Here is a 24719-nt window from a genome sequence, read left to right as displayed (position 1 = left end):
TTTGTGTAAATTTTCAGACTCGCATAGCTTGGCCCTCGGACGATGTTCGGTGGGCCATTTTTTTGGCCGCGATATCGTTTCCCTTCTAATCTTGCCACTCTGGAATTTTTTTATGGGTCTGGTGACTTTTTTATATTGTTTGTATCTGGTGACACCGATTCTTCTGTTGGTGGTAGGGTCATTTGGCACGAGCTGGACCAACAGCCTGCTGCCCAGCGGTATGACATTCGATTGGTACCTTGAGGTCGCCGGGGATTCCAGTTTTCAGCGAGCCTTTCTGACCAGTTTGCAGGTCGTTGTTGCTACATGTGTTATCAACGTTCTGCTTGGGGTGCCGTTTGCTTACGCTGTGTTTTCGGCAGCTAACCGTGGCATTCGACTGGCCGCGCGTATTTTCACCTTATTGCCCGTTGCTGTACCTGAGCTTGTCTTGGGCTTTGGATTTATTATCGTATTTTCAAGCAATTATACCCCTTGGCTCGGTACGACCTGGCTTCTGGTCTGTGCGCATGTGGTGTTGACGCTGCCATATCTGGTGGGAACACTCCTTGGGGATATGGATCGGCTTGGTATTGCTGGAATGGAAAGGGTTGCCGAAACGCTTGGTGCAGGTTTCTGGCAGCGTTTTCGCGATATCGTTATTCCCTCACTCCGCTACAGCCTCTTGTCCGGTCTGATGATGGTTACAGCGATTTCCATTGGTGAATTCCAGATTTCCAACCTTGTGGCGGGCTTTCTTTCGCGAACCTATCCGGTTGTCCTGTTGCAGGCATTTTATGGTGCGACCGGGTTGGCTTGTGCGGCCACGGTGGTTTTGATCTTTCTTGCCTTGATGGCGGCATGTGCCAGTGCTGCCGGGGCGCATTTCTCACATTTTCGTCAAAAGGCACGCCCATGACCATCCGTTTTGAAAATGTCACCTATCGTTATGCGGATGGCAAAGGCGGTCTTACTGATATCAATTTTGATGTCAAAACCGGAGAACTGTTGGCGGTGATCGGTCCCTCCGGTTCCGGGAAGAGTACGCTTTTGAAGCTTCTCGCCGGATTTATGGACCCGCAGCAGGGACGCATCGAGATCAGCGGTCGGGATATGAAAGGTGTTGCTGCACGGCATCGTGATCTTGGTATTGTGTTTCAGTCCTACGCCCTGTTCCCGCACATGACGGTGCTTGAAAACATAGCCTACCCGCTTCAGCTTCGCCGTGTTGCACGCGATGAACGAATTGAGCGCGCATGCAAAGCCTTGCAGGAGGTCGGTCTGGCTCATGCCGGTGATCGCCTGCCCGCGACCCTTTCTGGAGGGCAGCAGCAGCGTGTTGCGCTTGCACGTGCGCTTGTCTATCAGCCAAAGGCGCTTTTGCTTGATGAACCGTTGTCAGCGCTTGATGCTTCTTTGCGTGGCGAGATGCGTGATCTGATTACCCATATCCAGCGCACGGCCAACATCGCTGCGATCTTGGTTACCCACGATCAGGAAGAAGCCTTGTCCATGGCAGACAGGGTCGCCGTCATTCATGAAGGCAGTTTGCTTCAGCTTGCCGCGCCGCGTGATCTTTACGACAATCCGGTTGATAAAACAGTCGCCGCCTTTGTCGGCAAGGCCAATCTGTGGCCGGGCAAAGTGCTGTGCCCCAACCGGGTATTGACCGAGCTTGGCGAAGTCGTTTGTAACGCAGAGGATTGGCAAGTCGGCGCATCCGTGACCCTGCTTGTTCGCCCCGAAGCCGTTACGCCGGTGATCAGTGCGCCCTCCGCCGCAGAGGGTGGGACGCATCATAGCGTCAATTATTTCCAAGGTGATCTTGTTCAGGACAGGTTCCTTGGCGCAGTACGTCGATACGACATTGCCCTTGGAGACCAGATCATAACTGGTGAAACAGGATATCGTGGCACTGTTGCGGGTGTCTCGATTGCTCCGGACCAGGTTCGGATTCTTCGCTCATAGTCCATTCCGATATCCCCCCCTCAAGGAGACATTCGATGAATTTCAAGTTCAAGGCGGCGCTGGTTGCTGCTCTATCTCTTGCGCCGTTTACCGCCAGTGCCTTTGACGGGCCTGAGCTTTATGATGGTGAACAGGCCCTTTATGAAAAAGCGCAGGAAGAAGGCCTTATTGTATCATTTGATACCGGGCCGACCTGGGCAAACTGGTCATCACAATTCAAGAATTTCAAGGCCCGCTATCCGGGGGTTGAAATGGTCTATAACGATCTAGGCTCGGCTGCGACTGTTGTTGCGCTGGACAAGTCGCGCAATCGTCCGCAAGCCGATACTGCCTATTACTTTGCCGGTTCTGCACTTGATGCGGTTGCCAAGGATGTTGTTGCGCCGTTTGAGCCTGTCAATTTTGACAAGCTGCCGGATGAGCTTCGTGAGAAAGACGGAAAATGGTTTACCGTTCACAAGCTCAATATTGCATTTCTGGTAAACAAAAAGCTGGTCAAAGAAACGCCGGAAAGCTGGGCTGATCTTCTGAAATCCGAATACAAGAATTCGATTGTCTATCTTGATCCGCGCTCGACTGGTCAGGGGCAGGTTGTTGTTTTTGGTGCAGCATTTGGCAACGACGGCGATATGGATAACATTCAGCCGGGTATCGATTACCTTGCGCGTCTGCATAACAGCGGCAATGTCCTGCGCACCGTCGGGACGACGCCCTATGCGCAGTTCCTCAAAGGCGAAATTCCGATCTGGATTGGATATGAAAATGATGGCTTGAAAGCGAAATACAAGGACGGCATGGGGGATGACATTGATGTCGTCATCCCGAAAGAAGCATCGGCGGCTGCGCCTTATGCGATCAGCATGGTTAAAAACGGTCCGAACCCTTCGTCTGCAAAGCTTTGGCTCAACTACATCATGACAGATGAGGGCCAGGCCACCTTTGCCGAAGGATATGTCCGTCCGTCGGTTCCGGGTGTCAAGCTGTCTCCGGAAGTGGCTGATAAAATGCCCGACGCCCCTCAGATTCACCCGATTGATATCGTCAAGGCGACTGCGCTGAAGGCGGATATTGATACCGGTTGGTCCAAGGCCGTTCTTGGTGATTGACTGAGTTTCTAACGCAATAAAAAGACCTGAAAAGCGGAGAATGAAGATAATGGTTGGACGTCACAAGAGCACGTTGCTCTGGCTTGCATTACCGGCAACGGTGTTTCTCGGTGCGTTCTTCATTTTGCCGCTGGTTTTCGTGGTTGCTGACTCGCTCTCGGATGGTGGCTCTGCCTATGGCAGGGTCGCCTCCGATCCTGTTTTCTGGGCCGGGTTGCGTGGCAGTCTGGTGATCGGATTGGCCGCACCGCTCTTTTCTTTGATCGTGGGCTATTTCGTCTCTTTGCATCTGTCGCAAAAATCAGAACGGTTTCGCTCAGCTTTGATGTTTCTGATCTCGTTGCCGCTGACGTTTTCCGGGCTGATTATTGCTTATGGATTTATTCTGACCTTTGGCAGGGCGGGATTTGTTACAATGCTTTTGGCGGAAGTCGGGGCTGAGCCTTCTGTTGTTGGCGGATTTATTTTCTCGCCAATCGGCTTGGGATTTGCCTACTCATACTATCTGATACCGCGGGTAGTGATGATCTTGTTGCCACCACTTATAAATTTCGACCGAAGCCAGATTCAGGCGGCAAAGACTATGGGGGCATCAGGTTTTCGGGCGCATGTTGATGTTTTGGTGCCCCAACTTGTACCGGGTTTTGTCTCGGCATTCTGTCTTACATCGGCGGTGGCGTTTGGTGCGTACGGTACGGCGTTAGCTCTGGTTGGGACACAAGTAAATATCCTGCCTCTGGTGCTCTACTCCAAAATTGCGGAAACGGGCAGTGATTTGCCTGCTGCATCGGCGATTTCAGTTGTTTTGATGTCGATTTGTGTACTGGTGATTTCGGTCGCGGAAACGGTCACTACAGAAAAGAAGCCTGCGCGCCTGGATGCATAGCAAGGCGCGATTTTAATGTCTCACACATCTTGCAATCCTGTGTTGAATTTTAATCTTGACCAAATGATCAGGATTGGACATGCTGTATGGGTCAGAGAGAGGCATCTGTACGCGCTATCAACCGGGAATAACCCGAAATTCAAAAAAGGCGCGACAGATCGAATACTGGGAAACAGTCCGGCAATAAGCCGGACGGATACGCCAAGAATGTCATTGATTGAAGACCCAGAGTTGGTCGGGCCCGCCCGTCCGCATACGCCATAAATCGATCCGAAGCTTTTTTAGGCTTCCAAGGGCGGCTGGTTTTTTGAGAATGCCATTCTTGTTTTGTCTCTCGCTGACGCCAGGAGAGGACGCCTTTTTGGCAGGGAGACAAAACATGACCATCTTGCAGGGCAAGCAAGTTTCGAAATCAGGTGCTATCCACGGCTCGGGACATATCGGCCATAATGATCCCGATGACGGTTTTTCCGATCTGCATCCGGCCTATTCCACCTTGCAGGCCATGGCCGAAAGCAATCGCTGCCTGTATTGCTATGACGCGCCATGCGTTGCGGCATGCCCGACATCAATCGATATTCCGGGCTTCATCCGTAAAATCAGCACCGGCAACCCTGATGGGGCAGCCAAAACCATCCTGTCGGCCAATATCATGGGTGGCACCTGTGCGCGTGCCTGCCCGACAGAAGTACTGTGCGAACAATCCTGTGTGCGCAATGTGTCCGAAGATGTCGCGGTTGAAATCGGCAGTCTGCAACGTTTTGCGGTTGATCACCTGATGGCGCGCAATGAATTGCCCCATCCGTTCAAACGGGCACCCCTGACCGGTAAACAGATCGCGGTGGTCGGTGCCGGTCCGGCGGGGCTTTCATGCGCGCATCGCGCGGCGATGCTGGGCCATGATGTGACTGTGTTTGAAGCCAAGGCGAAGCCGGGCGGGCTTAATGAATATGGTCTTGCGGCGTACAAAATGACCAATGATTTCGCCCAGCGAGAGGTTGAATTCCTTTTGGGCATCGGCGGCATTCGGATTGAGTATGGCAAGGCGCTTGGCCGTGACATCAGCCTTGAGGCTTTGCGCGACGGATATGATGCGGTGTTTGTTGGGGTCGGGCTTGGCGCGACCAACGAACTTGGCCTGCCGGGAGAGGCATTTGATGGTGTCGATGACGCGATTGCCTTTATCGAGCAGCTTCGCCAGACCGAGCCGAAATCCGACATGCCGGTTGGCAATAATGTGATCGTGATCGGCGGTGGCAACACCGCAATTGATGCCGCGATCCAGGCCAAACGCCTTGGCGCGGACGAAGTCACATTGGTCTATCGCCGCGGGGCTGAACATATGTCGGCCACAGAATATGAACAGGAACTGGCCAAGATCAATGGCGTGGTCGTGCGCCACTGGGCCAAGCCGGTGGCGATCAAGGCCAATGGCAAACTGATCGGCATGGAGTTCGAGAAAACGGAACTTCAGAACGGCAAGCTTGTCGGCACCGGCGAGAAATTTGAAATCCGCGCCGACCAGATTCTGAAGGCCATCGGTCAGAAAATCAAAACAGATGATCTTGCCGGGATGGAAATTGCCGGTGGCAAGATCGTGGTCGACGAAAATTACCAGACAACCGCCTCTGGCATCTTTGCCGGTGGGGATTGCATCAAAAGTGGCGAGGACCTGACAGTTCAATCGGTCGAAGACGGCAAGCAGGCCGCGATTGCCATCGACGCGTTCCTTAAAACCGCATAAGCCAGAAAGGGAGAGAGAAAATGGCTGATCTAAGCTGCAAAATTGCCGGGATCAATTCACTGAACCCGTTCTGGCTGGCCTCCGCACCGCCGACCGACAAGAAATACAACGTTGTTCGCGCATTCGAAGCCGGATGGGGCGGCGTTGTCTGGAAGACACTGGGGATTGACCCGCCGGTGGTTAACGTATCGTCGCGCTATGGCGCGCATCATGACCAGAACCGCCGTTTGCTTGGTATCAACAATATCGAACTGATTTCCGACAGGCCGCTTTCGGTCAACCTTCAGGAAATCCGTGAATGCCGTAAAGAATATCCCGATCATGTGATTATCGGATCGATGATGGCCCCGATTGAAGAACGGGCATGGAAGGATTTGGCACAGCAGATCGCCGAAAGCGGTGTGCATGGGATCGAGCTTAACCTTGGCTGCCCGCACGGCATGTGCGAACGCGGCATGGGATCGGCCATCGGGCAGGTTCCTGAAATGGTCGAACAGGTCACGCGCTGGGTCAAGGATGCGGTTGATATTCCGGTCTTTACCAAACTGACGCCAAACATCACCAATATCCTGTGGTCGGCGGAGGCCGCGTTAAAAGGCGGGGCGGATGCCGTGTCGCTGATTAACACCGTTAACTCGATCATTTCGGTCGATCTGGACAGCATGGTTCCCGAGCCGATGGTTGATGGCAAGGGGACGCATGGCGGTTACTGCGGGTCGGCCGTCAAGCCGATTGCCCTTAACATGGTCGCCGAAATTGCCCGTACGCCGGAAACCCGCGATCTGCATATTTCCGGCATCGGTGGCATTACCACATGGAAAGACGCCGTTGAATTCATGGCGCTGGGATCAAATGCGGTGCAGGTCTGCACGGCCGCGATGATCTATGGCTTCAGGGTCGTTGACGATCTGATCGACGGCATGAGCCAGTGGATGGATGACAAGGGTTACACCAGTGTCGAACAGTTCACGCGTGCGGCCGTGCCGCAGGTCGCGAATTGGAATGAGCTTAACATGAATTTCGATACCAAGGCGGTGATCAACCCCGACAATTGTATCGAATGTGGTCGTTGCCATATTGCATGCGAGGATACATCGCATCAGGCGATTGCGATGAATGTCAAGGAAGACGGGCACCGTGAGTTTGTTGTCATCGACGAGGAATGTGTTGGTTGCAATCTTTGCTATCATATTTGTCCGGTCCCTGATTGCATCACCATGGAGCCGGTCAAAACCGACAAGCCTTACATGACCTGGCCGGAACATCCGTTAAACCCGATGCGACAGGCAGCCGAATAACGCCAAAGCCGAAAGACAGACAAAAGGATATCTACATGACCGTTCAACCAAGTGTGCGTAATCTGTCGATCAATGGCGACCGGCTTTGGGGCAGCCTGATGGAGATGGCAAAGATTGGCAAAACTGCCAAGGATGGCGTTTGCCGATTGGCGCTGACCGATCTGGATCGTGAAAGCCGCGATTTGTTCATCAAATGGTGCAAGGCCGAGGGATGCACGATCCGTATCGACAAGATGGGCAATATCTTTGCTCGCCGTGAAGGTCGTAATCCTGAACTGCCCCCTGTCGTTATGGGAAGCCACCTTGATAGTCAGCCGACGGGTGGAAAATATGATGGTGTTTATGGTGTGCTTTCGGGACTTGAAGTGATCCGGACGCTCAATGAAGCCAAATATGAAACCGAAGCACCGCTTGAAGTCGTTTGCTGGACCAACGAAGAAGGGTCGCGCTTTGCCCCGGCAATGGTGGCATCAGGCGTTTTTGCCAAGGTGTTCGATCTTGATTACGGCCATTCGCGTGCTGATGTCGATGGCAAGACGATGGGCGAGGAATTGAAACGCATCGGCTATCTTGGCGATCACGAAGCCACGATTGACGCCCATCCGATGGGCGCGTATTTCGAGGCCCATATCGAACAGGGCCCGATCCTTGAAGATGAAGGCAAGGATATCGGCATTGTCACCGATGCACAGGGGCAGCGCTGGTACGAAATCAAGTTCACCGGTGTTGAGGCCCATGCCGGCCCGACGCCGATGAAAACCCGCAAGGATGCATTGTTGGGTGCGTCGCGTGTGGTTGATCTGGTCAACAGGATCGGTCTGGATCGTTCCCCGTTGGCCTGTGCGACGGTTGGGATGATGCAGATTCACCCCAATTCACGCAACGTGATCCCGGGCGAGGTGTTCTTTACTGTTGATTTCCGACATCCTGACGACGCGGTCCTAGCCGATATGGATAAGGCGCTTCGCGAAGGAGTGGAGAAAATCGCATCCGACATCGGCCTGAAAACCGAGTTGGAACAGATTTTCTATTACGCCCCGGTCCCGTTTGACAGAACCTGTGTCGATGCAGTCCGCAATGCTGTCGAAATCGGCGGATATTCCGCTCGCGAGATTGTGTCGGGTGCCGGTCATGATGCGTGCTACCTGGCGCAAGTGACCCCGACGGCGATGATCTTTATCCCGTGTGTTGATGGCATTTCACATAACGAGATTGAAGAAGTTTATAAGCATTGGTCGGATGCAGGCGGGCAGGTTTTGCTGCATGCCGTTCTGGCCAAAGCCGATGAAACGGTCATGACACAGTCGGTTTAAGCGATATCGAGAACCTCCCCTGAATACTCCAGACTGGACCGGCCTTTGTGCCGGTCTTTTTTTGTCAGTTGCTGTTGGATTTGGGCAGGTGAAGGGCGACCCATTCGGAAAGTTGCCCTTTTCTGTCCAGTTCCGTGATCAAGTCGTTGATCCGGGCGATGTGTGGAACGCACGGGCTGCTGCGCGAAAACATGAATTGAACTTCATTCACTGCCAGTGGTGGTTCAATGGCAATTACCTGTTGCTCGATACCATCAATCGCGACATTGGCCATGCCGTCATACCGCCCCAGCAACACATAGTCGACCCGCCCGTTCATCAGGATATCGAATATGCGGTTGCCGGTTGGTGAATAAATCATGTCGAGCCGATCATTGGCATACCGGTCAATGAAATCGCCGTAGCTTCCGCCTTGGGGACGGGCACCGCTGTGACCGATCAGGCTTTCTATGTTTTGCACGGAAAATTGTCGGTCAACATGCTGAAAGACCATGACATCATCGGATGCATACGGAAGGGAATAGATGAAAGTCATCGCCCGTTCGGCCGTGGAATAGGCGCCTGCCATCACATCTATTTCACCGGCTTCGAGCATCTGGATCGATCGGTTCCACGGGATTTCAAAATGTACTTTCAGGCTGATATTGTTTTCCTGCGTGTATCGACGCAGGATATCAATCGAAATGCCTTGTGCATGGCCATTGCTGTCGAAGTAAGAAATCGGTTCCCATCCTGCCGCACCACCAACGACAATCTGTTTGCAGGTATCAGATGCGGCATGGGCATGATTAGAGATTGCGGACAGGACCATGCACGTCAGAATAAGCATAGGCATGATGTCAAATCCGATCGCGTACATGAATACGCGTTGAAAATGCATGCTGGCCCCCGTTTGAAAATAGATCAGTGTTTGTCGATTTCAGATTTGGGGGATGGGTATATTTTTCAACTATTCGTTAGTGTGGGGCAGGCAGCTTTGTTGCGGTGGTTGTCTTTAAGACAGCCCGACGCCTTTCAGGATGATGCGCACGACATTTTCCTTGGCCTCGGCGAATTGGGTATCCGATAACGGGTGATCGTTATTGAAGATTTCGATCTGACGGGCAAAGTCGGCGTAATGCTGGGTTGTGGCAAAGATCATATACATTAGCGAGTAGGGTTCGACCTTGTCCATCTTGCCTTCTGTGATCCAGCGATTGATTACCACCACGCGGCTATCAAGCCAGTTTTTGACTGTGGTTGAAATGTAGTCGGACGAGAACTTTGCACCACGGATGATTTCGTGCGCCCAGACGCGCGAACCGTGCGGGCGGGCACGCGACAGATCCATCTTGGCTTCGATATAGCCGCGCAGAATTTCGGCTGGGTCGGAACTGTTTTCAAATGTCATTGCCGCTTCAAGCCAATGATCGCAAATGTCTTCCATGATCCGTCGGTAAAGGGCTTCCTTGGTGCTGAAATAGTAATGCACATTGGCCTTGGGCACCTTGGCAATTTCGGCAATCCGCGCGGTGGTTGCGCCCTTGAAGCCGTAATCGGCAAAAACCAGCTCGGCAGCGGCAAGAATTTGCTCTTCGTTTTCCTGGCGAATGGCGGCTTTATGTGCGCCGTTTTGCCCGGATTTGACTGCACTCATCGACGTTCCCCGAAATTGCGTCATTTATCTTGACCGTTTGGTCAGGTTAAAATAATCTCTACTTTAGATACTAAAAAGCAAGTTTAAAATACGCGCCGAACCAACCAGAGTATGTCCAGAATTTTGAACAACTCCGGTGAAAGATAAACAGAAATTCGGTGCCGTAAACAAAAATCAGGGTCGCTGAAATGGCATTTGGCAGTCGAAAATTCGAAACCAGTTCCCGGTGACTTTAAAGCGCTAGTGCATGGGAGATTCCCGTGCTAACGATTTTTTCCTGTGCCGCCATGCGGTGCAGTTCTGACCACCCTGTGTGTGACATATCACGCATCCGGGGTGTGATGGATATTAAATGAAAGTCGGACATTGGTTTGGTCACGGATTTTGTCCGTCAGAACGATGTCAGGGAAGCACAAGAAAGGTACGGGAGACCTTTTTATGACAGCCACCACGAAAATCAGCCGGCCGAACGATCTTTCGGCATTCTGGATGCCGTTTACGGCAAACCGCCAGTTCAAGCAGGCCCCACGCATGCTTGTCAGTGCGGAAGGCATGTATTACCAGACCGATGACAACCGCCAGATTCTGGACGGTACTGCTGGGCTTTGGTGCTGCAACGCAGGTCACAAGCGTCCCAAGATCGTCGAGGCGGTCAAGGCACAGATGGACGAACTGGATTATGCCCCGGCATTCCAGATGGGCCATCCCAAGGCGTTCGAGCTTGCCAGCCGTCTGGCGCAGCTTATGCCGGGCGATTTGAACCATGTTTTTTATACCAATTCCGGTTCTGAATCGGTTGAAACCGCACTTAAAATCGCGATTGCCTATCACCGGGCACGCGGGGATGGGCAGCGGACCCGTTTGATCGGTCGTGAACGCGGCTATCACGGTGTTAACTTTGGCGGTATTTCGGTTGGTGGTATTTCGGGCAACCGCAAGACCTTTGGCCAGATGCTGGGCGGGGTTGACCATATCCGTCACACCTATCTGCCTGACGAAAACGGCGTTACCCGCGGCCAGCCGGAACATGGTGCGTTTCTGGCCGATGATCTGGAACGTATTTGCGCGCTTCATGATCCGTCGACCATCGCTGCTGTGATTGTCGAACCGGTTGCTGGGTCGACCGGTGTTCTGATCCCGCCAAAAGGCTATCTGGAACGCCTGCGCGAGATTTGCACCAAGCATGGTATTCTTCTGATCTTTGATGAAGTCATTACCGGTTTTGGTCGCCTTGGTGCCCCGTTTGCCGTTGATTATTTCGGTGTTCAGCCGGATCTGGTGACAACGGCAAAGGGGCTTACCAACGGGACAATCCCGATGGGGGCTGTTTTCGCGACCGACGACATCCATGATACCTTTATGTCCGGCCCGGAAAACATGATCGAGCTTTTCCATGGTTACACCTATTCGGGCAATCCGGTTGCCTGTGCGGCGGGCCTTGCGACGCTTGAGACCTATGAAGAGGACGGCCTTTACACCAGAGGGCAGGAACTTGGTCAATATTGGGAAGATGCGGTTCACAGCCTGATTGATCTGCCGAAGGTCAAGGATATTCGTAACCTTGGCCTGATCGGCGCGATCGAGCTTGAAGGGATCGAAGGTTTCCCGACCAAGCGCGCCTTCAGCGCGTTCCTGCAGGCGTTCGAGAAGGGCATTCTGATCCGCACGACGGGCGATATCATTGCGCTTTCGCCGCCGCTGATCATTGAAAAATCACATATCGATCAGCTGTTTGGCACGCTACGCGATGTGCTGAAAGAAATCGACTAGGGATTTTTTCCCCTGTTCCGCTGCGGACAGGGTGGGCGAAAGCCCTTAGGAGACGTTACGTTTCACGATTTTCCGGTTTGCGTCCCATCATGGGAATTGGGGACGCAAACTGGACCAAACCACAAGATCGGCAAAAGCCGGCATATGGCACATATCAGATCAAGGAGGTATCTCGGATGTCTATGCTGAGAGGCGGACTGATTCAGATGAGCCTTAAGGGTTCAACCGAACAGTCGCCAGACGAAATTCGTCAGGCCATGATCGACGCGCATCTGCCCTATATCGAAGAGGCAGGGCGGCAGGGCGTGCAGGTTTTGTGTTTTCAGGAAGTTTTCACACAACCCTATTTCTGTCCGAGCCAGGATGCGAAATGGTACGCCGCGGCCGAAGAAATCCCGAATGGCCCGACCACGCAGTTGATGTGCGAACTGGCCAAAAAGCATAAAATGGTCATCGTCGTTCCGATCTACGAGCAGGAAATTACCGGTGTGTATTACAACACCGCCGCCGTGATTGATGCCGACGGGACCTATCTTGGCAAATATCGCAAAACCCATATTCCGCAGGTTGCCGGTTTCTGGGAGAAGTTTTTCTTCAAGCCCGGCGTTTCGGACTGGCCGGTGTTTGATACCCAATATTGCAAGCTTGGCGTTTATATCTGCTATGACCGACACTTCCCGGAAGGCTGGCGTGCGCTGGCGTTAAATGGTGCGGAATATATCGTCAATCCGTCGGCAACCGTGGCCGGACTTTCGGAACATCTGTGGAAGCTGGAACAACCCGCATCGGCAGTTGCCAACGGATGTTATATCGGGGCGATCAACCGGGTTGGCCGGGAAATGCCGTGGAACATTGGCGAGTTTTACGGCCAGAGCTATTTTGTCAATCCGCGTGGCGTGATTGAAAAGGAAGCATCGCGCGATCAGGACGAACTGATCGTGCATGACATGGATATGTCCATGGTACGTGAAGTGCGGAACACATGGCAGTTTTTCCGCGACCGTCGGCCTTCGACCTATACCCGCCTGACCGACGGCAACTGAGATTTAACGGCGAACGGAGCATGTGTCCCGCTCGCCGTTTTGCTTTGACCGACATTTTATATTCCGGCGCCAAATGACCGGGCAAAAGACAAGTCGGCAAGGTTCAGGGCAACGACCCTGAGGGAGGCTTTAGAGAGACATTCGATCAGGGGATACCCCATGACGTTAAAAGCAGTCGTCAATAATGTGGCGCAAATGCCCGCATCCGCCGACGCAGTTGTTGATATTCAAAAACTGTCGTTGACCTTTCAAACCGCTGACGGGCCGGTCTATGCCCTGTCTGATGTTGATCTGAAAATCGAACGCGGCGAGTTCGTTTCCTTTATCGGCCCGTCGGGCTGTGGCAAGACCACGCTGTTACGTGTGATTGCCGATCTGGAAAAGGCCACGGGTGGCGATATTTCGATCAATGGCGTTTCCCCGCAGGAAGCGCGTGAAAATCGTGCCTATGGCTATGTGTTTCAGGCGCCGGCATTGCTGCCGTGGCGCTCGATTGAACGCAACGTGACCCTGCCGCTGGAAATTATGGAAATTCCCCGCGAAGAACGCATCAAGCGGGGGCACGAGGCACTTAAACTTGTTGAACTGAACGGGTTTGAAAAGAAATTCCCGTGGCAGCTTTCGGGCGGGATGCAGCAACGTGCATCAATTGCGCGTGCTCTAAGTTTCGATGCCGATCTGCTTCTGATGGATGAGCCGTTCGGGGCGTTGGATGAGATTGTGCGCGATCATCTGAACGAACAGCTTCTGAAATTGTGGGCGCGGACCAACAAGACGGTGGCCTTTGTCACCCATTCGATCCCCGAGGCGGTTTACCTGTCGACCAAGATCGTTGTGATGTCGCCAAGGCCGGGCCGGATCATTGATGTGATCAAAACCGATTTCCCGAAGGATCGAGGCCTTGACATCCGCGAAACGCCAGAATTCTTGGAAGTCGCCCATCGTGTGCGCGAAGGGCTGCGGGCGGGGCATAGCTATGACGAGTAATGCCGCAACGATGAATGGTGCGATGGGCGGTGCATCGCTCTGGTCGCGTTTGATGTCCGGGCAGGCTGGTCCGGTGACGGTGGTGCTGATTGCGCTGTTTGTCATCTGGTATATCGGGGCGGTGTTCATGAACGCGCCGACCCAGATTGACCGCTATAACCGTGCCGGGGAAATCTGGACAACGACGCGTTTGATCGAAGATACACTGGCGCAGGAACGACCGATCCTTCCGGCCCCGCATCAGGTCGCGCAGGAAATGTATAAAACCATTTTTGCGACTGCGATCACGTCGAAACGGTCGCTGGTTTACCATAGCTGGGTGACGCTTTCATCGACTCTGCTGGGGTTTGTGATCGGAACCGCACTTGGCATTCTGCTGGCGGTCGGAATTGTTCATGTGATCACACTTGAAAAAAGTCTGATGCCGTGGGTGATTTCATCCCAGACCATTCCGATCCTTGCGATTGCACCGATGATTGTCGTTGTGCTGGGCGCGATTGGCCTTAAGGGACTGGTGCCAAAGGCGATTATTTCGACCTATCTGTGTTTCTTCCCGGTGACGATCAGCATGGTCAAAGGGCTGCGGTCGCCGCAGGTGATCCAGCTTGATCTGATGCGGACCTATAATGCCTCGAAATGGCAGACCTTCTGGGCGTTGCGATTGCCATCGGCGATGCCCTATCTGTTTGCCAGCCTGAAGGTCGCGATTGCGATCAGTCTGGTGGGGGCAATTGTCGGTGAATTGCCGACGGGGGCACAGGCAGGGCTGGGCGCACGCCTTTTGGCCGGGTCCTACTACGGGCAGACGATCCAGATCTGGTCGGCATTACTGACGGCGGCCTTCGTTGCCGCGATTATGGTGGTGTTGGTCGGCTGGTGTGAACGTCGCGTTCTTGCCCGGATGGGAGTACGCGGATGACCGACGTGAAACTTGATAAATTCTGTCTGGTTGCGGCAATCGCGGCTTTGCTGGCTTTGATCTTTCCGCTGAGCGGGGTTGATCCGGAAAGCGGCAAACAGATCGCCTTTGTCAGCGACATTTTCGGTATTGCGGTGGCGATGGCACTATGCGTGATTGCCGGTGCTGCATTTACGTGGCTTGGTGTGGGGCACATTCAGTATGCGGCGATCATCCTTGCGGTGGCGGTGTTTGGCTGCTGGCAGGCGATTGAAGCACTTTATGATTATGGTATTGCCGGTCACGCTGGAACCGGGTTCTGGTTGTTTATCCTGTCGCTTTGGGCGTTTGTCTGGCGGGGGATTGATGTTGTTGCGCGCTATCGCAGCCTTGAAACTGCCAAACAGCAATCGGCGAATATTCTGGTGCCAATCGCGTTTGGTGTCTGGTTGCTGTTCCTTTGGGAAGTGATCGTGGCCGGTTTTGGCGTGCCGCAGGTTTTGCTGCCTGCGCCAAGTGCCATTGGCGTTCGCTTTGTCAATTCGACCGACATTCTGGCTGCCGATTTCCATCAGACCTTCATCAAGGCCGTGATCAGCGGCTATGTGATCGGTTGCGGCAGTGCCTTTATCGTGGCGATTGCGGTGGATCGGGTACCGTTTCTGAAACGGGGGCTTTTGCCGCTGGGCAATATGGTGTCTGCCCTGCCGATCATCGGTGTGGCACCGATCATGGTGATGTGGTTCGGGTTTGACTGGCAATCCAAGGCGGCAGTGATCGTGATCATGACGTTTTTCCCGATGCTGGTGAATACCGTGACCGGGTTGAATGCTGCAGGCGCGCTTGAGAAGGACCTGATGGCGACTTATGCGTCGGGTTACTGGTCGACCCTGTTTCGGTTGCGGCTACCGGCCGCAATGCCGTTTGTCTTTAATGCACTTAAAATCAACTCCACGCTGGCGCTGATTGGCGCCATCGTTGCCGAATTTTTCGGCACCCCGATTGTGGGTATGGGATTCCGGATATCGACAGAAGTCGGGCGGATGAATGTCGATATGGTCTGGGCGGAAATTGCATTGGCGGCCCTGGCGGGGACCGCCTTTTACGGAGCTGTGGCCTACGTCGAAAGAAAGGCGACGTCATGGCATCCGTCATTTCGGGTACGTCGCCATTAAAGGCATCAAAAGACGGCCCGTCGGGAGGACTTGACAATAACCTGAGGAGACATCGACGAATGAAGAAAATATTTGCGACTGCGTTAGGGTTAAGTGTCGGTATGGCATCGTTTGCGGCGATGGCAGCGGACGAAGTCACCCTGCAGCTTAAATGGGTAACCCAGGCACAGTTCGCCGGTTACTATGTGGCGCAGGACAAGGGGTTCTATGAAGAAGCCGGTCTTGACGTCACGATCAATCCGGGCGGCCCGGACATTGCCCCGCCACAGGTTATTGCCGGTGGTGGTGCCGATGTGATTGTCGACTGGATGCCATCCGCACTGGCATCGCGAGAAAAGGGTGTTGCGCTGGTAAACATTGCGCAGCCCTTTGCCAAGTCGGGCATGATGCTGACCTGCCTTAAGGAAACCGGTGTTGAAAGCCCGGATGATTTCCCGGGCCGGACGCTTGGTGTCTGGTTCTTTGGCAATGAATATCCTTTCCTGAGCTGGATGTCGAAGCTTGGCATTCCGACCGATGGCAGCGAAAAGGGTGTTACGGTTCTGAAACAGGGCTTTAACGTTGATCCGCTGTTGCAAAAGCAGGCCGATTGCATTTCAACAATGACCTATAACGAATACTGGCAGGTCATTGATGCCGGTATCACCGAAGATCAGCTTAAGGTCTTCAAATACGAAGATCAGGGTGTCGCGACGCTTGAAGACGGCCTTTATGTTCTTGAAGACAATCTGAAAGACGAGGCTTTCGTCGAGAAGATGGGCCGCTTTGTTGCTGCGAGCATGAAAGGCTGGCAGTGGGCAAAGGAAAACCCGGAAGACGCCGCAATGATCGTTCTGGATAACGACGCAACCGGTGCCCAGACAGAAAAGCATCAGATCCGCATGATGCAGGAAATCGCCAAGCTGCTGGATGACGACGGAAAGCTTGACGAAGCGGCCTATCAGCGCACCGTCGATAGCCTTCTGTCGGGCGGCTCCGACCCGGTTATCACCAAAAAGCCGGAGGGTGCCTGGACCCACGCCGTCACCGACAAGGCGTCGATGTAACGATCCGATCCTGTCACCCGGCAGGTGTAGCTGACCTGCCGGGTGACAGGCCATCTGACGAAACTGAAAACGGGCAGGGATGCCGGGGCTTCCCCGCAACTTTCCGGGCCTTACGATAGACTGACAGACAAGGAGCCACCCATGTCCATGGTTATTCGTGGCGGAACAATCGTTACCGCCGATCTGACATATAAATCCGATATCCTGATTGAAGATGGCAAGATTGCCGCGATCGGTCAGAACCTGACCGGGGACAAGATTGTTGATGCCGACGGCTGCTATGTCATGCCCGGCGGGATTGACCCGCATACCCATCTTGAAATGCCCTTTATGGGCACCTATTCCGAAGACGATTTTGAAAGCGGCACCAAGGCCGCAGTTGCCGGTGGAACGACGATGGTTGTCGATTTCTGCCTGCCTGCCCCCAATCAGTCGCTGCTTGAAGCGCTTCAGGCGTGGGACAACAAATCGACCAAGGCGGTTTGCGATTATTCTTTCCACATGGCGATCACATGGTGGGGCGAGCAGGTCTTTGACGAGATGAAAATCGTTGTCGAGGAAAAGGGCATCAACACCTTCAAGCATTTCATGGCCTATAAGGGGGCGTTGATGGTCGATGATGATGAAATGTTTGCATCCTTCTCTCGCTGTTCGGAACTCGGCGCGATGCCGCTGGTTCATGCCGAAAACGGCGATGTGGTCGCGACACTTCAGCAACGTTTGCTTGATGCTGGCAATAACGGGCCCGAAGCACATGCCTATTCCCGGCCTGTCGATGTCGAGGGCGAGGCGTGTAACCGTGCGATCATGATTGCAGATATGGCCAATGTGCCGCTTTATATCGTGCATGTGTCCTGCGAACCGGCGCACGAAGCCATCCGCCGTGCGCGTGCCAATGGCAAACGCGTGTTTGGTGAGCCGCTGATTCAGCATCTGATTCTGGATGAAAGTGAATATGCCAACGCGGACTGGGATCACGCGGCCCGTCGCGTCATGTCGCCGCCTTTCCGCAGCAAACTGCATCAGGACGGTCTTTGGAACGGTCTGGCATCCGGCAGCTTGCAGGTTGTTGCGACCGACCATTGTGCTTTCACGACAAAGCAGAAACGCATGGGAGTTGGTGATTTTACCAAAATCCCGAACGGCACCGGCGGTCTTGAAGACCGCATGCCGCTGCTGTGGACCTATGGGGTCAATACCGGTCGTTTGACGATGAACGAATTCGTTGCCGTGACCTCGACCAATATCGCCAAAATCCTGAACGTCTATCCCCGCAAGGGCGCGGTTCTTGTCGGTGCGGATGCGGACCTTGTGGTCTGGGACCCGAAGGCATCGAAAACCATCACCGCCGAACATCAGCAATCGGCAATTGATTACAACGTGTTCGAAGGCCATGAAGTCACCGGTTTGCCACGCTACACCATCAGCCGCGGTCGGATTGCCGCTGAAGAAGGCGTCGTGATTGGCAAATGCGGCGATGGTGAATTCGTGCGGCGGGATGCTTATCCAGCAGTGAACAAGGCGCTTTCGAAATGGAAAGAGCTGACGTCTCCGCGTAAAGTAGAGCGCAGCGGTATTCCTGCCGGGGTGTGATTTATCATCATTCAAATAAAATCAGGGAAACGGGTGTTTTGGGATCGCCCGTTTCCATTTGATAGTGATCATGCCGGACTGAAAAGCTTAAGTCCGACAATTCCGGCAAGGATTAGGGAAATGGACAATATCCTTGCGACACTCAGCATTTCGCCAAGTACCACCACGCCAAATATCACCGCACCAACCGCACCGATACTGGTCCAGATCGCATAGGCGGTACCAAGCGGGATGCTGCGCATGGCAAAGGTCAACAGCCAGAAACTTCCGGTCATGGTCGTCAGGGTGAAAATTGTCGGAAGGGGATTGGTAAAACCGTTGGAATATTTAAGGCCCGCAGCCCAGCAAACTTCCAGAATTCCGGCCAAAAGTAATGCAACCCAAGCCATAACGGCCTCCTTGTTCAAAGGGGCCGTCCCCGGTCGTCATCATCAAGCGTATTCGGTCGTCCGATCACGTGACAGCACGCTGTCATTGTCTTCTACCTTGATATAGGGGCAGAATGCCCCACTAGCAAATGCCTACCCAGCAATGCTGCCATGCCATCCTGATCAAAATAAATGGACGTTATCCTGCCGATGTCAGCCAATGCAAACAGCCTGTCCGATCATCCCAAAGTCGCCGGATTGATTCTTGCCGGGGGCGAGGGGCGACGTATGGGCGGAAACAAGCCGTTTCGTGAACTGGCAGGCAAACCTTTGATTGCGCATGCGATCAGCGCGGCATCCGCGCAATGCAATCACCTGATGATTTCCAGCAACGAAGGCGGGGCATTTTTTGCTGAATTCAATCTGCCGGTCGTTCCAGACAGTCCCCAACCGGGGCTGGGGCCGTTGGGCGGGATTCTGGGCGGATTATTGAGCTTGCCCGATGGTGTCGACTGGCTGGTTTCCTTTCCCGTCGATTGCCCGATTGTACCCGATGATATGGTCGCCCAATTGATTAAGGCGGCGACAGAGGGTGGTAAAAAAGCAGCCTTTGCCAGCCATGCCGGACGGGATCACTACCTGTCTGCTATCTGGCATCGCGCCGGGGCTGGTATCATTGGCAACCAACTTCGCGATGAAGACCGCCGCGTTGGCGGGGCACTGCGTGCCATGGGGGCCGCGAATGTGACGTTTCCGGTGCGGTCTGGCGACATGGCTCCGTTTATAAATGTCAACGCGCCCGAAGATCTCAGTGCGCTTGATGAAATGCTGTCGGGATATATCGATGAAAAGCGTCTTTGAGTTTCGACGTGTACTGCAAGTATCTGGTGGTTTTACGATAAGGCATTCACACAATTTTCTTGCATAGCAAATGCATATTATCCCTATGATTAAATCTGTTTTGTTTTAAACGTATCGTTTCGCCGAGGTTTTGAATAAAACGGACCTTGTTGATGCCGTTTATTCGGCGTCCAGCTTAAATAATTAGGGCTTATCATGCATTCGACCTTTGCAATATTTTCTGTCGCTTTTGTCTTTCTGGCTGTTGTTCTGACGTTTTTGAGCGTCAAGATCGTGCCGCAGGGTTACGAAATTACCGTCGAACGGCTTGGTCGGTATTTGCGGACACTTGATCCTGGAATGCATATCCTGATCCCGGTTTTTGATCGTGTCGGACAGCGCATGAGCCTTATGGAACGTGTGCTTGATATCCCCAGCCAGGAAGTGATTTCGCGCGATAACGCATCCGTTGTGGTCGACGGTGTGGTCTTTATCCGGGTAACCAATACCAAAGATGCCGCCTATAAGGTCGAGCGCCTTGATTATGCCGTACAGAATTTGGCCATGACCAATTTGCGCAGTGTTCTTGGTTCCATGGAACTTGATGAAATGCTGTCAAATCGGGAGAAAATCAGCCTGCTGCTTCTGGCTGTTCTTGATGAAGCGACCAGTGATTGGGGGGTTAAGATCACCCGGGTTGAAATCAAGGATGTACAGCCGCCCGAGGATCTTACGGAAGCGATGAACCGTCAGATGAAGGCCGAGCGCGAGAAGCGCGCGCTGATTCTTGAGGCCGATGGCGAAAGAGAAGCCAACATCAAGCGCGCCGAAGGTGAAAAATCTGCGGCGATCCTGGCTGCCGAAGGACGCATGGCCGCTGCCGAGCTTGATGCGCGGGCACGCGAACGCACCGCCGAGGCAGAAGCCAAAGCAACCGAAACGGTTTCCAAAGCCATCCGCGAAGGCGATGTTCAGGCAATCAACTACTTTGTCGCCCAGAAATATGTTGAATCGCTTGGCCAGATCGCATCAAGCCCTAACAGCAAACTTGTCTTCATGCCGCTGGATGCGTCTGGTGTTGTTGGATCGATTGGCGGTGTGACCGAATTGATCAAAACGATTTCTCAGACAAACAAAAGCTAAAACGATCTCGGGATTGCCAAAATGAATTTATTTTCTGAACTGGGCATCGAGTTCTGGCATTGGTGGATTCTGGCCTGCCTGATGCTGGTGCTTGAAATGTTGCTGCCGGGGATCATTTTCCTATGGTTGTCAGTTGCGGCAGCAGCAGCGGGTTTTGTTGTCCTGTTGGTTCCCGATGTCTCGGTGGAACTACAACTGATCGCATTTGGTGTGTTTAGTGTGCTGTCATTTGTAATCGGGCGGCGGTTCTTTCGTCCCGCATGTTCGGGGGCGCAAGAGGAAGATGTCAGCAGCACGCGGTCATCGCTGGTCGGAAAAACGACTGTTCTGACAGAAAAGACGACCAATGGCCGCGTTCGTCAAAACGTCTATGGATCAAGCTGGGTCCTGAAGTCGGATGAGGAACTTGTTGAAGGTCAGAAAGTCCGTGTCTGCGGGATTGAAGGAAGTACGCTTCTTGTGGAGGCGGTCAAAGCCGACGATCCAGATTAATTAATATGGCCCGCAAGTTAAAATCCCCGATCTGCAAGATCGGGGATTTTTTCATTTGGCTAGTTCACGGCGCAGGGTCGCCATGGCTTCCAGGGTTTGTAGCCGTCAAAGAATCTTGCAAGGAACTGATCGACCTTTTCGCGGTTTGTGGCGCGGTCAGCTGAGGAGAGATCCTTGTCATACTGACTGCAGTTTTTTTCTACGGCATCGCCAATCGATTTCCAGTCCGCATGCTGATCATGGCCTGGAAGGCCTGTCGCGATGGCGCACCAACCAACAGCTTCGACGGGGTCACCAAGGGTGCGGGCTTCTTCAGCAAGATAGGCAGCTGCACGCATTTCACCACGTTCGGCGGCTTGACGCAGATATTGATAACGGGCGGCGTCACTGTCTGCAAACCGATTGGCAAGCAAGGTTGCCGCCCGCGGATCGCCAGCTTCCCATGCAGTGCCCAGATGCTGTTTTGCCTGATCGGGCTTGCCCTGATCCATGGCGTCAAGGGCAAGCCACAGCATCGCCTGTGTCTGGTTCTGATCTGCAGCCTGTTGATAAAGCGGTCTGATATTGTCGGTTTTCGCACCGGTTGCTTCCAGTCTTCGGGCGATGACCATGCTGGCATCCGGATTGTGATTGTCGGCTGATGCTTTCATCAACTCCCAGCCACGTTTTTCATCGGCATTGACGCCAACCCCGTTAATCATCTGACAGGCCAGAAGGTACTGCGCGGTGGCGTTGCCCTGTTCGGCAAGCGGGGCAAATGTTTTGGCCGAAGCTTCGAAATTGCCGTGACGATACGAATTTACCCCTTCATCAAGCGGGGATGCGGCGGTTACCGTCGCCATCAGGCAAAGCGTGATGCCTGCCGTCACGGTCGAGGATTTCAGGATATGCGCGATCAAATTTTTCATGCTGCTTCCTGTATATCGCTTTTTGTTAGCCAACGAAACCGGGCGAAAAATCCGGGACCCGACTGTGACGTTCGGGGGAAGGGCATCCTTATCGGGCCCCAGACAAGTGCGCTCACGGGAGGGAGGCTTCATCTATGGTTTTGTTGTTTTGCTGGCGGGTTGTCGTTGCTTGCTCGGACCGGATGGAGTCAAGGAAATCGCGCACGCGCTTTCCGAGATCGTCGGATTGATGGCGCAGACGATCTGTTGCCTGTCGCAGGCCATCGACGGCCTTTAGATTGTCATCTGCTGCTGTGCTGACCTGTGCAATTGTTGCGTTCATTTCACTGGCCGCGGTGGCGGATTGTTCGACGTTGCTGGCGATTTCGGCGACGAATTCCTGTTGTTCGTCAACTGCTGCCGACATTTCGCCGACCGTTTCGTGAATGCCGGTGATGCTGTCGCGGATGGTGGTGATGGCCTGTACCGCGATACCGGTTGTTGTCTGGATCCCGGTGATGCGCTGGGCAATCCGGTCGGTTGCCGTGCCGGTCTGATTGGCGAGGTTTTTGACCTCTTGCGCGACAACTGCAAAGCCTTTGCCTGCGTCGCCTGCACGGGCGGCTTCGATCGTTGCATTCAGAGCCAGAAGGTTGGTCTGGGCGGCGATATCCTGAATAAGGTTAAGGATTTCGCCGATTTCCTGCGCACCGGTTTCAAGCTCGTGCATGGTTTCGCTGGTGTGGCGGGCGGCATCTACCGCGTTGGTGGCGGCATCCACCGATTGCTGGGCGCGAAGGCCTGTATCACGGACTCGCTCAGACAGTGACTTTGCCGCATCGGAAACAGATGCCATATTGATCGATATTTCCTCGGACGCACCGGCAACTCCTGTGGCGTTACTGGATGCGACTTCGGCCTGTTCGCGCACCTGATTGGAGGTTATCTGGATGTTCTCGGCCTCGCGTGAGACATCCTTTGCAACCTGCATTACCGATGCTTCGAACGCGTCGGCCAGTTCCAGCATGGCGCGGCGGCGTTCGGTTTCGGCAGTCTCGCGTTCGCGGGCGACATTTTCCTCGGCCCGCTGGGCGGCAAGGCTGGTTTCGCGGAACTGTCCTAGAATTTCGGCCATGCGACCGATTTCATCGCGGCCAGTATCGCGAACTTCTGTCGAAAGATCGCCATTTGCGACGCGGCGCATACCGTCAATCACACGCAGCAGGCGTTTGATAAGGTTACCACGGACATAGAAAATCAGGATGAGAAGCGAGATCACCACAACCGCAATACCGATCAGGGCAATCACTTGTTGATCGCGAACCACCTGCGAGAGGGCATTGGCAGCACTGTTATCGACCTCAAGACGTTTGGCGTCAACGAGTTGCGTGATGGATGTACTCAATGCTTCGGCGCTGGTCAGGGTCGCATCAAGGGTCTGTTCTGTCTTGTACTGATTGTCCCATTCGGTTTCGCGAAGATCAAAAACGCTGTCTTTACCTGCGCCATAAACCAGCAATGCCTCGGCCAGTTTTTTTATCTGCGTGCCATCATTGTTATCGGGCAATTTTTCCAGCGCGTCTGAAATGCGAAGCTCCGCCCAACTCCATTGATTGCGGACCTCGTCCATGGCATCGCCTTCTGGCACGGCGATGGCGGCGGTCAACATGCCAAATGCAAGGTTCATGTTGGCGCGGATTTCGGAAATCAGCTGTGAAAATCTGATGGCTTCTTCCAGCTCAGCCACCGTATCGCTATTGCCATCTACAACACGCGATATGCCGCGCGAGACATCGATATCAACAACCTCGACCAGCGGATTGATGAATTCCGAAAGATCGCTATAGGCAAAGACCATATCAAGGGTCAGATCACCGCGCTGCTTTTCAAGTTCAAGCCGCTGCATGGTCAATTCATGCAGCGTATTGCGGCGTGCAACAATATCGTCAAGCTGTGCGGTCAGGGTTTCAATTGCGTCGACAGCAACGGTTTGTTCCGGTTCCACGGTCTGGTTCGGTACCTGATCCGGTGTTTCTGCGTCACCCGCATTTGCGTTCGTTTCGGAATTGGTCGGGGCAACCGGCAACATCAAAGGTTCCGGATTGGTCGCTGCAATTTCGCCAAGCCGGGTGCGGGCATCGCCTATCAGGGCATCAAGGCGTGCCTCGGTTTCAGCCAGTTCATCGGCATTGCGCGATGTTGCCAGTGCCGGTGCCTGAGCCGCCAGTCCGACACCATCCATGGCAAGTTCCATCTGCCGGATGATCGAGGGTAGGCTATCATTAGTTATGTCGGCGACAAGCGCCCGACTGTTGCCAAACGAGATCCAGGAAACCACCGATGAAATACCGGCCAGCACCAGAATCAGGGCAAAAGAAGCCATGAGCCGACCTTGAATGCCAAGGCCAGCGCGACGTTTTTTAATCGCGGTATTCACTGTTTCCTCCCTGTCGTGCCCGCCATGAGCCAGACATTCCCTGTATGGGACCTTGCATCCGGTTTGCCGGATGTCTTCGGTTTTTATCGATCCATAAAAGCCGGATCGTG

The 24719-nt window shown here is 53.7% G+C and carries 22 protein-coding genes; 17 read left to right on the top strand and 5 right to left on the bottom strand.

Annotated features, from left to right (window positions below; all coding sequences use genetic code 11):
• The first annotated feature begins 49 nt into the window (after nt 1-49).
• The 7 genes from BC440_RS16280 to BC440_RS16250 all read left to right on the top strand — a co-directional run bounded on the left by BC440_RS16280 (nt 50) and on the right by BC440_RS16250 (nt 8294).
• Nucleotides 50-898, top strand: a complete 849-nt coding sequence (locus BC440_RS16280) for an ABC transporter permease subunit (protein WP_247643594.1) — start codon at nt 50-52, stop codon at nt 896-898.
• Nucleotides 895-1947, top strand: a complete 1053-nt coding sequence (locus tag BC440_RS16275; RefSeq protein WP_071240584.1) for an ABC transporter ATP-binding protein — start codon at nt 895-897, stop codon at nt 1945-1947. Before BC440_RS16280 ends, BC440_RS16275 begins: the two co-directional genes overlap by 4 nt.
• A 35-nt stretch (nt 1948-1982) precedes the next feature.
• Entirely contained in the window at nt 1983-3053 is a 1071-nt protein-coding gene (locus BC440_RS16270; protein WP_071240583.1) for an extracellular solute-binding protein, read from the top strand.
• Nucleotides 3054-3102: 49 nt separating this feature from the next.
• A complete protein-coding gene (locus tag BC440_RS16265; RefSeq protein ID WP_007091548.1) occupies nt 3103-3939 on the top strand; it encodes an ABC transporter permease subunit in 837 nt (278 codons plus the stop codon).
• A gap of 379 nt (nt 3940-4318) precedes the next feature.
• The gene (locus BC440_RS16260) at nt 4319-5683 is read left to right on the top strand and encodes an NAD(P)-dependent oxidoreductase (protein WP_071240582.1); all 1365 of its coding nucleotides are present in this window, start codon (nt 4319-4321) and stop codon (nt 5681-5683) included.
• A gap of 20 nt (nt 5684-5703) precedes the next feature.
• Entirely contained in the window at nt 5704-6981 is a 1278-nt protein-coding gene (preA, locus tag BC440_RS16255) for an NAD-dependent dihydropyrimidine dehydrogenase subunit PreA (RefSeq protein WP_071240581.1), read from the top strand.
• Nucleotides 6982-7016: 35 nt separating this feature from the next.
• Nucleotides 7017-8294, top strand: coding sequence for a Zn-dependent hydrolase (locus BC440_RS16250; protein WP_071240580.1), 1278 nt, complete (start codon nt 7017-7019; stop codon nt 8292-8294).
• Nucleotides 8295-8358: 64 nt separating this feature from the next.
• Here BC440_RS16250 and BC440_RS16245 read toward each other — a convergent pair whose 3' ends face one another.
• Nucleotides 8359-9129 carry a transporter substrate-binding domain-containing protein gene (locus BC440_RS16245; protein ID WP_247643593.1) on the bottom strand — a complete coding sequence of 257 codons (771 nt, stop codon included), beginning with the start codon at nt 9127-9129 and terminating at the stop codon, nt 8359-8361.
• A gap of 159 nt (nt 9130-9288) precedes the next feature.
• A complete protein-coding gene (locus BC440_RS16240) occupies nt 9289-9930 on the bottom strand; it encodes a TetR/AcrR family transcriptional regulator (RefSeq protein WP_037988647.1) in 642 nt (213 codons plus the stop codon).
• A gap of 438 nt (nt 9931-10368) precedes the next feature.
• On the opposite strand from BC440_RS16240, the gene BC440_RS16235 reads away from it, so the two are divergent.
• From BC440_RS16235 to hydA, 7 genes are all read left to right on the top strand, one after another.
• Nucleotides 10369-11700, top strand: coding sequence for an aspartate aminotransferase family protein (locus BC440_RS16235; RefSeq protein WP_071240577.1), 1332 nt, complete (start codon nt 10369-10371; stop codon nt 11698-11700).
• A 176-nt stretch (nt 11701-11876) separates the two neighbouring features.
• Entirely contained in the window at nt 11877-12743 is an 867-nt protein-coding gene (locus BC440_RS16230) for a nitrilase-related carbon-nitrogen hydrolase (RefSeq protein ID WP_037988718.1), read from the top strand.
• 195 nt (nt 12744-12938) lie between these two features.
• On the top strand, nt 12939-13730 hold the full coding sequence (locus BC440_RS16225) for an ABC transporter ATP-binding protein (RefSeq protein ID WP_071240760.1): 792 nt from the start codon (nt 12939-12941) through the stop codon (nt 13728-13730).
• Nucleotides 13720-14649: an ABC transporter permease gene (locus BC440_RS16220; protein WP_071240576.1), complete on the top strand. Its 930-nt coding sequence runs from the start codon at nt 13720-13722 to the stop codon at nt 14647-14649. The genes BC440_RS16225 and BC440_RS16220 overlap by 11 nt, the downstream gene beginning before the upstream one ends.
• Nucleotides 14646-15803: an ABC transporter permease gene (locus tag BC440_RS16215; protein ID WP_071240575.1), complete on the top strand. Its 1158-nt coding sequence runs from the start codon at nt 14646-14648 to the stop codon at nt 15801-15803. The genes BC440_RS16220 and BC440_RS16215 overlap by 4 nt, the downstream gene beginning before the upstream one ends.
• Nucleotides 15804-15862: 59 nt before the next feature.
• Nucleotides 15863-16849 carry an ABC transporter substrate-binding protein gene (locus tag BC440_RS16210; protein WP_071240574.1) on the top strand — a complete coding sequence of 329 codons (987 nt, stop codon included), beginning with the start codon at nt 15863-15865 and terminating at the stop codon, nt 16847-16849.
• A gap of 141 nt (nt 16850-16990) precedes the next feature.
• Nucleotides 16991-18442, top strand: a complete 1452-nt coding sequence (gene hydA, locus BC440_RS16205; RefSeq protein WP_071240573.1) for a dihydropyrimidinase — start codon at nt 16991-16993, stop codon at nt 18440-18442.
• A 68-nt stretch (nt 18443-18510) separates the two neighbouring features.
• On the opposite strand, the gene sugE is transcribed toward hydA, so the two are convergent.
• Nucleotides 18511-18831, bottom strand: a complete 321-nt coding sequence (gene sugE, locus BC440_RS16200; RefSeq protein ID WP_071240572.1) for a quaternary ammonium compound efflux SMR transporter SugE — start codon at nt 18829-18831, stop codon at nt 18511-18513.
• 189 nt (nt 18832-19020) lie between these two features.
• On the opposite strand from sugE, the gene BC440_RS16195 reads away from it, so the two are divergent.
• The 3 genes from BC440_RS16195 to BC440_RS16185 all read left to right on the top strand — a co-directional run bounded on the left by BC440_RS16195 (nt 19021) and on the right by BC440_RS16185 (nt 21285).
• Complete coding sequence (locus BC440_RS16195) at nt 19021-19671, top strand: NTP transferase domain-containing protein (protein ID WP_071240759.1); 651 nt, start codon at nt 19021-19023, stop codon at nt 19669-19671.
• A 195-nt stretch (nt 19672-19866) separates the two neighbouring features.
• Nucleotides 19867-20793 (top strand): SPFH domain-containing protein, encoded by a 927-nt coding sequence (locus tag BC440_RS16190; RefSeq protein WP_071240571.1) that lies wholly within the window; start codon nt 19867-19869, stop codon nt 20791-20793.
• A 21-nt stretch (nt 20794-20814) separates the two neighbouring features.
• The gene (locus BC440_RS16185) at nt 20815-21285 is read left to right on the top strand and encodes an NfeD family protein (RefSeq protein WP_071240570.1); all 471 of its coding nucleotides are present in this window, start codon (nt 20815-20817) and stop codon (nt 21283-21285) included.
• 59 nt (nt 21286-21344) lie between these two features.
• Here BC440_RS16185 and BC440_RS16180 read toward each other — a convergent pair whose 3' ends face one another.
• A complete protein-coding gene (locus BC440_RS16180) occupies nt 21345-22193 on the bottom strand; it encodes a sel1 repeat family protein (protein WP_071240569.1) in 849 nt (282 codons plus the stop codon).
• Nucleotides 22194-22305: 112 nt separating this feature from the next.
• Nucleotides 22306-24555, bottom strand: coding sequence for a methyl-accepting chemotaxis protein (locus BC440_RS16175; RefSeq protein WP_139192134.1), 2250 nt, complete (start codon nt 24553-24555; stop codon nt 22306-22308).
• Nucleotides 24556-24719 lie beyond the last annotated feature (164 nt).

This window comes from Thalassospira sp. MIT1004, from assembly GCF_001858545.1.
GTDB classification, from domain to species: domain Bacteria; phylum Pseudomonadota; class Alphaproteobacteria; order Rhodospirillales; family Thalassospiraceae; genus Thalassospira; species Thalassospira xiamenensis.
The sequence above is the reverse complement of the archived record's forward strand: the minus strand, read 5'-3'. Positions and strand labels throughout refer to the sequence as shown.

Bases quoted from the DNA above. Each gene is read 5' to 3' on its own strand.
- BC440_RS16275 (WP_071240584.1), top strand. From the start codon at position 895: ATGACCATCCGTTTTGAAAATGTCACCTATCGTTATGCGGATGGCAAA.
- BC440_RS16270 (WP_071240583.1), top strand. From the start codon at position 1,983: ATGAATTTCAAGTTCAAGGCGGCGCTGGTTGCTGCTCTATCTCTTGCG.
- BC440_RS16265 (WP_007091548.1), top strand. From the start codon at position 3,103: ATGGTTGGACGTCACAAGAGCACGTTGCTCTGGCTTGCATTACCGGCA.
- BC440_RS16260 (WP_071240582.1), top strand. From the start codon at position 4,319: ATGACCATCTTGCAGGGCAAGCAAGTTTCGAAATCAGGTGCTATCCAC.
- preA (WP_071240581.1), top strand. From the start codon at position 5,704: ATGGCTGATCTAAGCTGCAAAATTGCCGGGATCAATTCACTGAACCCG.
- BC440_RS16250 (WP_071240580.1), top strand. From the start codon at position 7,017: ATGACCGTTCAACCAAGTGTGCGTAATCTGTCGATCAATGGCGACCGG.
- BC440_RS16245 (WP_247643593.1), bottom strand. From the start codon at position 9,129: ATGCCTATGCTTATTCTGACGTGCATGGTCCTGTCCGCAATCTCTAAT.
- BC440_RS16240 (WP_037988647.1), bottom strand. From the start codon at position 9,930: ATGAGTGCAGTCAAATCCGGGCAAAACGGCGCACATAAAGCCGCCATT.
- BC440_RS16235 (WP_071240577.1), top strand. From the start codon at position 10,369: ATGACAGCCACCACGAAAATCAGCCGGCCGAACGATCTTTCGGCATTC.
- BC440_RS16230 (WP_037988718.1), top strand. From the start codon at position 11,877: ATGTCTATGCTGAGAGGCGGACTGATTCAGATGAGCCTTAAGGGTTCA.
- BC440_RS16225 (WP_071240760.1), top strand. From the start codon at position 12,939: ATGCCCGCATCCGCCGACGCAGTTGTTGATATTCAAAAACTGTCGTTG.
- BC440_RS16220 (WP_071240576.1), top strand. From the start codon at position 13,720: ATGACGAGTAATGCCGCAACGATGAATGGTGCGATGGGCGGTGCATCG.
- BC440_RS16215 (WP_071240575.1), top strand. From the start codon at position 14,646: ATGACCGACGTGAAACTTGATAAATTCTGTCTGGTTGCGGCAATCGCG.
- BC440_RS16210 (WP_071240574.1), top strand. From the start codon at position 15,863: ATGAAGAAAATATTTGCGACTGCGTTAGGGTTAAGTGTCGGTATGGCA.
- hydA (WP_071240573.1), top strand. From the start codon at position 16,991: ATGTCCATGGTTATTCGTGGCGGAACAATCGTTACCGCCGATCTGACA.
- sugE (WP_071240572.1), bottom strand. From the start codon at position 18,831: ATGGCTTGGGTTGCATTACTTTTGGCCGGAATTCTGGAAGTTTGCTGG.
- BC440_RS16195 (WP_071240759.1), top strand. From the start codon at position 19,021: ATGTCAGCCAATGCAAACAGCCTGTCCGATCATCCCAAAGTCGCCGGA.
- BC440_RS16190 (WP_071240571.1), top strand. From the start codon at position 19,867: ATGCATTCGACCTTTGCAATATTTTCTGTCGCTTTTGTCTTTCTGGCT.
- BC440_RS16185 (WP_071240570.1), top strand. From the start codon at position 20,815: ATGAATTTATTTTCTGAACTGGGCATCGAGTTCTGGCATTGGTGGATT.
- BC440_RS16180 (WP_071240569.1), bottom strand. From the start codon at position 22,193: ATGAAAAATTTGATCGCGCATATCCTGAAATCCTCGACCGTGACGGCA.
- BC440_RS16175 (WP_139192134.1), bottom strand. From the start codon at position 24,555: ATGGCTTCTTTTGCCCTGATTCTGGTGCTGGCCGGTATTTCATCGGTG.